1 protein-coding gene is annotated in these 553 nt (G+C 56.4%); it reads left to right on the top strand.

The features are described from left to right. Positions 1 to 23: 23 nt before the first annotated feature. Positions 24 to 553: GIY-YIG nuclease family protein (locus H0485_RS21360; protein ID WP_226937880.1), on the top strand; the 530-nt coding region annotated here is incomplete at its 3' end.

Raw genomic sequence — 553 nt, 5'->3', positions numbered from 1 at the left:
GTCAAAAGGCATATGTCGCCGAGATGGGCGAACAGACCCTGACCGACCAAGGCCGAACTGATGCGCGCTTGCGCGTCATCTTCGACAACGGCACCGAAAGCAACATGCTGATGCGATCGCTTCAGCGCGCCTTGAATAAGGATGAATCTGGGCGGCGGATCACCGAGTCTGTGGCGGGACCGCTCTTCGCAGACGCGCCGGAAGAGGGCGACAGCACCACTGGCACAATCTACGTTTTGCGCAGCAAATCCGACCATCCCATGGTGGCTGAGAACCGGGAGCTGGTCCACAAAATTGGCGTCACTACCTTGGGAGTCGAAAAGCGGATTGCGGGTGCACAGCTACAGCCCACATTCCTCATGGCTCCAGTGGAAGTTGTCGCGACCTATGAGCTCTACAATATCAACCAAACTCGGCTTGAGAACCTGATCCATCGGATTTTCGGCAGTGCACAGCTCGACATCGAGATTGCCGATCGGTTCGGAAGACCCGTAATTCCGCGCGAATGGTTCCTGGTACCGCTCTTCGTGATTGATGAGGCCGTTCAGAAGAT

Origin of the sequence: Pseudogemmobacter faecipullorum (genome assembly GCF_020539525.1) — a bacterium.
In the GTDB taxonomy this organism is placed as follows: domain Bacteria; phylum Pseudomonadota; class Alphaproteobacteria; order Rhodobacterales; family Rhodobacteraceae; genus Pseudogemmobacter; species Pseudogemmobacter faecipullorum.
This window is presented reverse-complemented; position numbering and strand designations above follow the sequence as displayed.